Origin of the sequence: Lentilactobacillus parabuchneri DSM 5707 = NBRC 107865, from assembly GCF_001435315.1 — a bacterium.
In the GTDB taxonomy this organism is placed as follows: domain Bacteria; phylum Bacillota; class Bacilli; order Lactobacillales; family Lactobacillaceae; genus Lentilactobacillus; species Lentilactobacillus parabuchneri.
This window is the reverse complement of the sequence record NZ_AZGK01000002.1, coordinates 152,964-164,101: the sequence shown is the minus strand read 5'-3', so window position 1 is coordinate 164,101 and position 11,138 is coordinate 152,964. Positions and strand designations below refer to the sequence as shown.

The 11,138-nt window shown below is 44.2% G+C and carries 8 protein-coding genes and 1 other annotated feature; of the genes, 7 read left to right on the top strand and 1 reads right to left on the bottom strand.

Going from position 1 to position 11,138, the window contains the following annotated elements:
* The first annotated feature begins 78 nt into the window (after positions 1 to 78).
* The 4 genes from FC51_RS03275 (at position 79) to FC51_RS03260 (ending at position 6,049) form a co-directional block, all read left to right on the top strand.
* A complete protein-coding gene (locus tag FC51_RS03275; RefSeq protein WP_057909469.1) occupies positions 79 to 792 on the top strand; it encodes a TetR/AcrR family transcriptional regulator in 714 nt (237 codons plus the stop codon).
* Positions 793 to 1,112: 320 nt separating this feature from the next.
* Entirely contained in the window at positions 1,113 to 2,879 is a 1,767-nt protein-coding gene (locus tag FC51_RS03270; protein ID WP_057909470.1) for a phosphatase PAP2 family protein, read from the top strand.
* Positions 2,880 to 2,935: 56 nt separating this feature from the next.
* Positions 2,936 to 3,186, top strand: a binding site (T-box leader).
* 178 nt (positions 3,187 to 3,364) lie between these two features.
* Positions 3,365 to 4,747 (top strand): branched-chain amino acid transport system II carrier protein, encoded by a 1,383-nt coding sequence (brnQ, locus tag FC51_RS03265; protein WP_057909471.1) that lies wholly within the window; start codon positions 3,365 to 3,367, stop codon positions 4,745 to 4,747.
* An 87-nt stretch (positions 4,748 to 4,834) separates the two neighbouring features.
* Entirely contained in the window at positions 4,835 to 6,049 is a 1,215-nt protein-coding gene (locus FC51_RS03260) for a cation:proton antiporter (RefSeq protein ID WP_057909472.1), read from the top strand.
* Between the two features lie 51 nt (positions 6,050 to 6,100).
* On the opposite strand, the gene FC51_RS03255 is transcribed toward FC51_RS03260, so the two are convergent.
* Entirely contained in the window at positions 6,101 to 6,583 is a 483-nt protein-coding gene (locus FC51_RS03255) for a nucleoside 2-deoxyribosyltransferase (RefSeq protein ID WP_057909473.1), read from the bottom strand.
* A gap of 176 nt (positions 6,584 to 6,759) precedes the next feature.
* On the opposite strand from FC51_RS03255, the gene FC51_RS12415 reads away from it, so the two are divergent.
* The 3 genes from FC51_RS12415 (at position 6,760) to FC51_RS03240 (ending at position 11,019) form a co-directional block, all read left to right on the top strand.
* On the top strand, positions 6,760 to 9,285 hold the full coding sequence (locus FC51_RS12415; RefSeq protein ID WP_057909474.1) for a DUF5776 domain-containing protein: 2,526 nt from the start codon (positions 6,760 to 6,762) through the stop codon (positions 9,283 to 9,285).
* 85 nt (positions 9,286 to 9,370) lie between these two features.
* Positions 9,371 to 9,805 carry a GNAT family N-acetyltransferase gene (locus tag FC51_RS03245; protein WP_057909475.1) on the top strand — a complete coding sequence of 145 codons (435 nt, stop codon included), beginning with the start codon at positions 9,371 to 9,373 and terminating at the stop codon, positions 9,803 to 9,805.
* 11 nt (positions 9,806 to 9,816) lie between these two features.
* Positions 9,817 to 11,019, top strand: a complete 1,203-nt coding sequence (locus FC51_RS03240) for an MFS transporter (RefSeq protein ID WP_057909476.1) — start codon at positions 9,817 to 9,819, stop codon at positions 11,017 to 11,019.
* The last annotated feature ends 119 nt before the right edge of the window (positions 11,020 to 11,138 follow it).

Genomic DNA, 11,138 nt, shown 5'->3' with positions numbered 1-11,138 from the left:
AGTCAATGTAGGTTATAATAACCATAGACGAATAACAATTAGGGGTTATGTTCGGGGTTTCTTACAGGGGGAACGAATATGTTTCAAAACATTTCGATGAAACAAACAATCTTTCGCGCGTTTATTGCCGTGATGGAAAATAAAGTGACGACAAGTCAAGCCGCAACCCGGTTGTCGGATGGCCGCGAACTACTCAAATTAGTGAGTGTGACCGAAGTGACCAAGGCCGCTCATATTAACCGCCGGACGTTTTACACGTATTTTCATGACGTGTATGACTTGTTTGACCAGCTGGAAGATAAGTACACCAAGGAGTTAAACCAATTTTCCCAAGGTTGGGAAAATCAGGATGATCCGATGGAAGCAATTATCCAATCTGTTGGCCAAGCGGTTGATTATATGAGTCACAATAGTCGAGGTATTAAGCTGGTATCGACCGTTGACACCATGTTATTTACTCGAATGATTCAAGAAGATGTCAAGCAGGCAATTTCATTTGTCGGTGGGCTGTTTAACCGAGGTCGACTCGGAAATGATCCGACCAGGGATCGCCAATGGGATTTGAATTACACGATTATTTTCCTATCCAGCGGTTTTGCCTGGGTGTGCTACGATTGGCTTCAACACCCCGATGAATTCCCGAAAGAAAAGCTCAAGGAACTCATCAGCTCGACATTTATGGGAGCCTACAAGCTGATTCAAAGCGATGAGTTACTGAACTCTGCTCAGCTGCAGGAAATTTTCCAAAAACAATCTGCAGAAATTAAATGCGACCAGTCTGCTGCGCAGTAGGCGGGATTGCGATGTTTTGTCAAAAGGTCCGAGCATTTTGCCCGGGCCTTTTTGAGTTGGAGAAAATCAATGTGTTTGGTCAACTTTTACCCACTTTTTACAAATCCTTTGCGGCTAATTTACATCCCGAAAGTACACTAAAGATGAATCAGGAGTGGTTATCAGGGACTATCTAAAGGATGGTGTGAATATGTCAACAATGTTGTACGAAATCAAGCATACTCCCAAGTTGGGCTGGGAGATATCATTTGTGGTTTTGCTGATACTTGTTGTTCTGATAGGCATTTCATAGAAATTGTTTCATTTTGGGAGGATTAAGCATGGGAAGCAGACATAGCAGCACAATTTTGAAAACGGTTCTGAAAAGCGCCTTTCTTTTGACGTTAACCGGAACCGCCGTTTTAGGTTCACAGAATGCCGATGTGAAGGTAAACGCAAAGAGTGATTCAAGTCTATCCAGTGAATTGAATCCGGTACCGGCATCGTACGGGTATTTCGTTGATCACTATCAGGAAAACGTGAAGACCAATTCGACTCCGGATACAAATCCGGCAATTGCGTTGTTCAACAATACGTTTTTGACATACTGGAATCCAACGACCAGCACAAAAACCAACGCATCATTGTTACAAGAGAATTTGGATAAATCGATTCAAATTTCAAATGGTGCATCGCAGGCTGAAATCGATCGTTCATATTTAACGGACCGTCGCGACCTTCGATATAACCTCATCAGTGGCTTTGGTCAATACGCACCTGCATTTATTAAGGACACAAATGCGCAGACGGATTTTAATGCCGTACCTAACGCGCCACTGCCTGCAGGTTCTCCCTACAGCTCCATGAAGTGGGCCGACGAGAACGCCACCTTGGGTTCTGCAGTCAAGCTGGTGGACATTGCTGAAGATTCAACTTGGTCTGGAACCGGGACACCAAAAGCTTACATCAAATTCACCCGTCCTTATCGTCAAAGTGATCAAGTCAAAGTGAATCCCTACTTGAAAAACGTTATGGCTTCAGCCGCTGCTAATGATTACGATTTCCCAAGCGGTCACACCACGGCAGCATTTGAGACAGGTGAAACCTTAGCTTACTTATTCCCAGAAAGATACCAGCAATTGATTACCCGTTCCTCGGAAGTCGGTTACGACCGAGTATTGGCAGGCCGTCATTCACCGCTTGCCGTTATGGGCGGTCGGGTGATTGGGACTGCAATGACAGCGGCCACTTTGAACGACCCCGACAACAAACAATTAATGAGTGAAGCATACCAGGATACGCAGAAAGATTTATCCAAGGCACAGGACAAATCGGCCAAGGATTCATTTAGCGATTACCAGACAAATTTGAAGAACTATACCTATCGTCTGACTTATGGCTTCTCACCAATTGGTGACACCACAAAGCCGATGGTTGTGCCAAAGGGAGCTGAGGTACTCTTGGCAACCCGGCTGCCATATCTAAATGCCACTCAAAGGCGTGAGGTACTTTACACAACTGGTCTTCCATCCGGCTATCCAATGACCGATGATACCGAAGGCTGGGGCCGTTTGAACCTCTTTAAGGCTGCTAATGGGTTTGGCGAATTCTTGTCTGACACCACCGTCAATATGGATGCGAAAAAAGGTGGTTTCAACGCTGCTGATACTTGGAAGAATAATATTTCCGGTAAGGGCGGCTTGATCAAGGAAGGCACGGGTTCGTTGAGCCTGCTTGGTGATAATTCATTCAAGGGCGGCACCACAATTAAGGCTGGAACTTTGGTTGCTGAAAACGCCCATGCATTGGGCAATGGTAGCCTGAACTTGGCTGGCGGTCAATTAACCTTATCCAACAAGAGCGTGGTTGTGAAGGGCAGCTATACCCAAGGCAGTCAGGCAACTCTGAAGCTGAATGCCAATAGCAAGTTATCAGTTTCCGGTCACGCTAAGCTTGGTGGCAAAGTGGTTGTGAAGAACGCCAAGGGCCTCAAGTCCGGCGTTGTCATCTTGAAATCCAGCAAGCTCTCGGGTAAATTTGCCCACCACTCATTGCCAAAGGGCTGGCATTTAACCTACACTAAACACAATGTGAAATTAGTTAAATAAAACTGGTTGACATCTGATCAGAAACGGGTTAGTATTTATGGCAATCAGAAATATGAGATTTTGCTAAGACAAGGAGAGTAATCTCTTAGCGCTTTTTCAGGGAGAATCGGGTAAGTGAGAACGATTCAAAAGCCTAAGTGATGAAAGTAGCCTTCGAGCGACAAATGCGAGCGATGCTGCGAGTGTTTGTTGGGAGCGCCCATTACAGCGCCAGTGTATCGCTGAAGTTGTTTCGGCCGTACATGGTGAGTCAGCAGCTGTGAAGTTGTTGAGAATTTGGGTGGTAACACGTGTAAACGTCCCTTGAGATTGAAATCAATCTTGAGGGACGTTTTTTTGTCATTAAAGGGGGTTATTACGATGAAAATGAATTTAAGCCAGGGTAAGTCAGGTGGCATTATCCGAGTCACAAATGATGAATTTAAACGATTTAAAAACAGAAAATTGAGATATCTAACGTATTTAATAAATAAGGAGTCTTCAATATGGAAACTAAATCAAAGAAATTATCATTCAAACACTATCTGATTATCGGCTCAATGCTATTTGGAATGTTCTTCGGTGCCGGCAACTTAATCTTTCCAATTCACTTGGGACAATTAGCCGGGGCCCACTGGTTTACCGCTGGGATTGGCTTTCTGCTGACTGGGACGTTATTGCCACTGCTTGCGATTATTGCAATCGCGGTAACTCATAGTAACGGGATCTATGACTTGGCTAAGCCAATCGGGAAGCGCTATGCGACCTTCTTTATGGTATTAGTTTGTGCAACCTTGGGACCGCTGTTTGCGACACCACGGACGGCAACAACGCCATTTCAAATCGGCTTTGCAAGCCATCTGAGTGCTGCACAGCAGCCAATGTGGTTATTTATTTACTCATTGATTTTCTTCGGGATTACTTACGGGGCTTCCCGCAAACCAGCAGGCATTATTAATTCAATTGGTAAAATTTTGAATCCCGCATTTTTAGCCTTACTTGCTATTATTTTCGCAATTGCATTTACGAGCCCAATCAGTCAGGCAGCCAACGCACCCATTACTGATGCTGCCTACAAAAATGGATCGATTCTTAATGGATTTCTTCAAGGTTATAACACGATGGATTGTATTGCAGGTCTCTTGTTTGGAATTGCGATCGTTACGGCGATTCGCAGCTTGGGACAAACAAACGCCAAAGATATTTCAATGACGACAATTAAATCCGGCGCCCTTGGAATCGGGCTTGAAGCATTAATTTATATTGGATTGATTTGGTTGGGAGCCACCAGCCTGGGTAAATTTAATCTTTCAATTGACGGTGGGATCGCCTTCAACCAGATTGCCAACCATTTCCTGGGGATCACAGGTGAGGTTATTTTAGCCACGATGGCAACACTGACCTGCCTGACAACTGCCGTTGGCCTTTCGACATCATTCTCTGAAGCATTGCACGCTAAATTCCCCTCGATTTCATACCGGACCTGGCTGTTGATTGCGACAGGTCTCTCATTTGGAATTGCCAACTTTGGTCTTGATACCATTATCGCCTGGTCAACACCAATGCTGATGTTCCTGTACCCACTGGCAATTACGTTGATTATCCTGTCGATTGCGTCCCCACTCTTTAACCACGACCGTCGTGTTTATATCTGGACGACAATCTTTACCATCATCCCAGCAATTCTGGATGCGATTGCTGCAGCTCCGGCAATTATTTCAAAGTCGGCTTTTGCGACAACTATCTTGAAATTAGACAACTTTCTGCCGGGTGCATCTCTTGGAATGGACTGGTTGTTACCAGCTGCGATTGGACTCATCATCGGCCTGGCCATTCACTTCATCAGTGCTTTGATGGGCGCAAGAGCGGCTCAAATGGAAAATGACTAGTTAGTAGAATTTAACACATAGTTCGCTGCATTTTTTAACACATAAACCTACTGAATCAAACGACATTTAAAGAAGGGAGATTATCAGATGACCTTTATCGGTGCCCTGTGCCTGTTGCTGGTGTTGACCACGCTGGCTGGGCACTTATCCAATCGAATTGGAATTCCTTCGGTTATTGGCCAGATTCTGGTCGGAATTATCGTGGGACCGGCGTTACTGAACTGGATCCAACTGAACAATATGATTAACCTGTTTTCACAAATTGGCGTGATTATCTTAATGTTCATTGGGGGTCTGGAAAGCAATCTGAAGTTACTGAGAAAATACCTACGGCCGGCAATTATCGTGGCCGTCATTGGGGTCATTTTCCCAGTCGTCATGATTGGCGCCGCCTGCATTGCCTTTTCATTTTCACCGTTAGAAGCGATTTTCATCGGTGTGGTCTTCAGTGCGACATCGGTCTCAATCTCAGTTGAAGTTCTACGGGATTACAAGTCCTTGGACACAAAGGAGGGTGCCACGATCCTTGGCGCGGCGGTCGCCGATGATATTATTGGTGTGATTCTGTTGTCAATTATGATTAGCTTAATGGGTTCTCAAGGTGTCAAGACGGGTGGTTCGTCGACCTCTTTGGCACTGGTCTTTATTGAGCAAATTGCATTCTTTGTCCTCACTTATTTAATGGTCAAATGGATTGTTCCTTATGTGATGAGAATCGGGGAGCGTTTGTTGATGGCCTCGAGTGTGACGATCACTTCGATGGTGATTTGTCTGGGGATGGCCTACATTGCTGAGGTCGTTGGCCTAAGCGGCGCGGTTGGCGCGTTTTTCGCCGGCATTGCGGTTGCTCACACACCCTATCGGGAAACCATTGAGAATCATATGGAACCGATTGGCTACGCGGTGTTTGTCCCGATGTTCTTTGTTAGCATTGGTCTCAACATGTCGTTTGCCCACATTGGCGACTCAATCCTATTTGTTGGTATTTTGACCTTCTTGGCCTGCATCAGTAAGCTGTTTGGATGTGGCTTGGGAGCGATACTCAACGGATTTAACCTGAATAGCAGCTATATGATCGGTTCGGGGATGATTTCTCGAGGTGAGATGGGATTGATTACCGCTCAAATTGGGTTCTCATCCGGCTTGTTGTCAGATGCTTACTATTCAGACCTGATTTTAGTGATTATTTTATCAACGCTGATTGCGCCATTCTTATTGAAACACGCGATTCACCTGCTACCGGCTGATGACAAAGCGGATTTGTCGTTGGATATGGAAAACGGGGTTTCAGGCGATCGGTAACAAAAAATGCTAGGTCCCATTTTAGAGGGTGCCTAGCATTTTTACATATAATTAAAGGACTTTTTTCTCCGTATAACGTTGTTCGAGGTTGTTGAAATCGTAGTCCTTGAGGTGTTGAATGTCAGCCTTGCCATTGAAGAAAGCTGTGTAGCTGCGGGCCAGCATCAGATTCAATTCGCTATTTTCACCGAATTGAACCATGATAACGGGAATGTTGGCCTCATGAGCTGAGCCGATTTCAAATATCGTTCCGGAATCGGGTTCTGTCAGGCCCTCTTCAAGTTGGTAATCCAAAATCGCTACGACAACGTCGGCTTTATGTACTTGGCGCATGTCCGAGGCAAATACGGCGTCTTGCCATTTGAAGCTGCCGAAAGGTTCGGACTCAAATTGGTGATCTTGAGGGATGAAAATACCGTCACTTTCAATAGTTGGGTTCTGCTTGAGTAATTCAACAACTTGGTTAATCCGATCCTTTTGACCGTCGCTGAAAAATGGCGAAGCAAGATAAACTTTGTTCTGATAGACTGACATGTAGGTGTTCCTCCTTATTTTTAAGTCAATTGTACATGAAAATTTGTGAAAAGTCCGCAAAATTATGATATTTGGCTTATAAATAAGAACATTACATTTAGACCAGAAATCCCATTACTGATTGTAATGAACGGTCTGGCATATTACAATAGAGATATAGGAACGGGGGAATTAAAATGCATAGTGATATTGGTTTATCAAATGTGGCGCATCATCGTCACTTTAACAAAAGTATTATCATTTCTTTAGTGATTGGGCTGTTTAGTCTTTTATTTGGGATGTTTCTGAGTGGGCTGACTGTTAACGCGGATGATTCTGAATTAACCAGTCCATTTACCTACACCACGAACTTTAAAAATGACGCAACATATAATAGTAGCCAGGCAATCAATATGCAGTTTTTACTTGCAGAGACCGCTGGTATTAAACCAGGCGATAAGATTCAAATTTCCGTCGGAAAAGATAGCGATGGCGTTGCTGGATTTGATCTTAGCTCGCTTCAAATCAATGCTGTTTCGTCGGGGAATTTCTTTGACGTCTCGACAGATGGTAGTACTAACCCGGCAACAATTACGCTGACTGCAAAGAGTGGTCCTGATTACGCCAATCTTGCGCACGCAGGGGTTTCAATCTATATGAAACCCGCAACCAGTGATCTTAACGAAAAGTCAACGGTCTCATATCCTATCAAGGTTAACTATATACGAGGAAGTCAGACAACTGTCATTAAAGATGGAACTTTGAATGTTAACAACATTCCCGGAAATTCAGGTGGTGGTGCTGATACCCTTAGCCAAGAAATATTTGGGGGACTCGGTGGATTAACTGCGCCATCGGGCTTTATTGATGACGGGGATATCTATAATGGCAATTTCTATGCCTATTCTCCGGATGCTTCTAGTACTGCTTATGATAAAAACCTAATCTACTGGTACGATCAAAACGCGACCGTTGCTTGGGCGCAGGTTACGTTGCCAACCGACGTTGACAAAGTTCCCAAGTCGTTCACGTGGACGTTATCTTCGAGTAACGCCATTAATTTAATCAAAGATCCAAAGGCTTTAAAAGTTTATGAAAGCCCGGATAATACACATCCAATTTCCAACACACCAACGACTAAATGGACGATTGATCCAACTAGTACGGGGGGAAAGGTTACTGTTACGATCGACAACCTTGGTCCTAATGATGCCGGTCGTAGTCTAAACATTCCGTTTGCAGTTCAAACGAAATTGGTTTCAGATAAGTTTGTGATTACTTCAAGTATTTCAAATATCAGTAACAATAGTACCGTTAAAGATCGAACTGCTCAAATGATGTATAACAGTACAATTGGGGCTGGCTTCATACCGTTATTAACGGTGAAGAACCTGAAAGTAACGTTATCCCAAGCCAGAGCTCTGTTGTTTAATAACAACACACAATTGAAATCGGCAAAAGATATTTTGAGTCAGTTTGCGACGACCACCGATAATAATGATCCCCACACTGACGACGCATTGAACTTCGGCCTGGGCTATGATTACAAATCAGAATTAGCGTACGGCAAGATAAACGGCGGACAAACTTATCAGATACCAATCTTTGCGTCAAATACCAATGGATCAAGTGCCACTAAATATGCAAGCTTGAAGATTATTCCAGATGATAATCTCACAAGTTTAAATGCTGAATTTGTCGATGTTGATGGCCAAACAAGTTTTCCAAACAACAAATTTACGTTAACGCCGTCAAGTACGACCAAAACTGGTGACACGTGGGATCTAAATAAGATTTTAACGTATGGTACAGTGCCAACCGGTTATCATATTGCTTCCGGTAGTGAGCTGAACGGAAAAGTTCAACCGACTGTTGTCTGGGGAACCACGACTTCACCAGTAAAAATTTATGTGAAGAAGGATGTCACACCTACCCCAACACCTAATCCAACCCCCACCCCCACGCCAACACCGACGCCTACCCCAACCCCAACACCTGGTGGGGGTGATTCAAACTCCGGTAGCAATGTCGCTGCGAAGGGCACGGTTGTTTACTCACTAAAGAAGATTTATTTGTACAAGAATACGACCTTCAGTAAACGTGAGCGCAAAGCAGGCTATGTTTCCAAGCCGAGAGTTTACCGGCCAATGTTTGTCGTTACCGGTTATGGTCACTCTGCGAATGGCCGTCTTCGTTACAAAGTTCGCGATGTGAACCATTTGACCAAGAATCGTGGTAAAAAAGGTTATATCACTGCGCAGTGGGCATACGTCCGCCCAGTTTATTACCAGACGATGCACACATCAGTAACGGTCATTAACCCACGAGGGGTTAACGCCTACATGTATAAGAATTTGACCGGTTTGTATCGAAATTACAAACAGGGAACTGTCTTGCATGTTACTGCGATTGTAAAGCATAACTTGACCACGCGATACGTCTTATCAAATGGCAAGTACATTACCGCAAACCGCAAACTGGTAACGATGGGTACGCAAAAACAACCGCGTTATGTTAAGGTTAAAAAGACAATTTATCGTTATCGAGATGTCAACCTCAGTAAACGCAACAAGAAAGTCGCCTTTAAGAAGGGTGCCAAGATTAAAATTAAAAACTACGATTACTCACATGCAAACAGCGTCTCAAACCACGGTGCACTGAGGTATCACATTTCCGGCGGTTATATCACTGGAAACTCAAAATACGTCAAAGTGATTAAGTAATCTATTTCAAAAAGGGAATTCCACCTCGGAATTCCCTTTTTGGTATAAAATAAGAAACAAATCCTTTTTGTGGAGGCGTTATGTGATGATTACCCATACGATTGGTCTGTCGGGACCTATGTTAGATGAAGTGGCGGATATTTGGTTGAGCTCAAATCTTGAGGCCCACGCCTTTATTGATCCGATGTATTGGAAGAATTATTATGATGGCGCCAAGAAGGCGATTTCAAAGGCTGAACTCTTTATATTTGAATCTGATGGCCATGTCAAAGGGTTCTTGGGTATGGATGGCAATTATATAGCGGGGCTATTTGTGGCCGCCAAATTTCGTGATCAAGGCATTGGTTCACAATTAATCGCGGCTGCCAAATCAACTCATTCGGTCCTCACATTGTCCGTGTACGAGAAGAATTCGCGGGCCTATCGTTTTTATATCCAACAGGGTTTTCATGAAATTAGTCATGATTTAGATGAAGTGACCGATGAGTTTGCGGTTCGCATGAAGTGGGAGAGAGATTAGGAGGTGTTGAGATGGCAACCAACCAAGTGCAACCCAGAATGGGCAATACCGGTTTTATTGTTTTTCTGGCGCTTTTGAGTGCCTTTGTGCCGTTATCAACCGATCTTTATCTACCAGCACTCCCTGAGATGACCAAGTTCTTTGCAGTTCCTGAAATCGTGATGAATCTGACTTTAATTTTATTTTTTGTCTTTTATTCAATCGCAACCCTCTTTTGGGGACCGCTCAGCGATCGATACGGACGGCGGCCGATTCTCCTGATTGGCCTAACCTTGTATATGGTTGCCAGTATTCTTTGCGGGATTGCGACAAATGCGTATGAAATTATTATTTTCCGGGTTCTTCAAGCTATTGGTGGCGGGGTGGCGACAACCATTGCCACCGCGGTCATCAAGGATGTTTTTGTTGGTCGCAAACAGGAAACCACATTGGCGATCGTGCAATCAATGGTGGTTATTTCGCCAGCCATTGCGCCGGTGATTGGGTCATTGTTGCTAACGTTTATCTCTTGGCGGGGTATTTTCTTCGCTCAAGCATTATTGGGCGCGTCAGTCATCTACGGAGCACTGATTTTTAAGGAAACCCATCAAGCCAACCACGAAACAACCAGCGTTCTCAGATCCTTCGGTCGGCTGGGGGTATTGCTTTTAAACCCTGGATTTACGGCGCTTTTGTTTAGCTTTTCTTTGATGTCGATTGTGTCCTTATCTTACATTTCCTCATCATCGTATATTTTTCAAGATACGTTTCATTTAAGCAGCCGGATGTTTAGCTTATTCTTCTCGTTTAACGCGATTGGCATGCTGATGGGGCCATTGGTCTATATCCCGCTGTCAAAGTACGTCGATCGCTTTACAATCATTTACACAGCGTTTGGCATGAGTATTGTCGCCGGCATTCTGGTACTCTCCTTTGGTAAAATGAGCCCGATTGCGTTTGCCTTAACCCAGTTTCCGGCAACTCTGGCCAGCAGCATGGTTCGGCCGCCTGGAACTTATTTGGTGTTAAAACAAGAGGAAAACGATAACGGTTCTGCATCTGCTTTATACAGTGCCGGTGGGACCATCATGGGTAGCATTGGAATGGTGATCGTTTCAGTCGCGGAAGCAACTCCGGTGACGGCAATTGCCTGGATTAATATTGTTATTGGTGCCGCGTGTGCATTGTTGTTATGGGCGTCGATGAGATTTTTAAAAGACAAAATTCGGGTATAGAAAAGGGGCTGTGACAAAACTAACGTTTTGCCAACAGCCCCTTTACGTTTTCAATATTATATAGCCGGAACGTGTGTCAAAAGGCCGCTTCCTAGGCATAACTACGAATAACTTTCCGA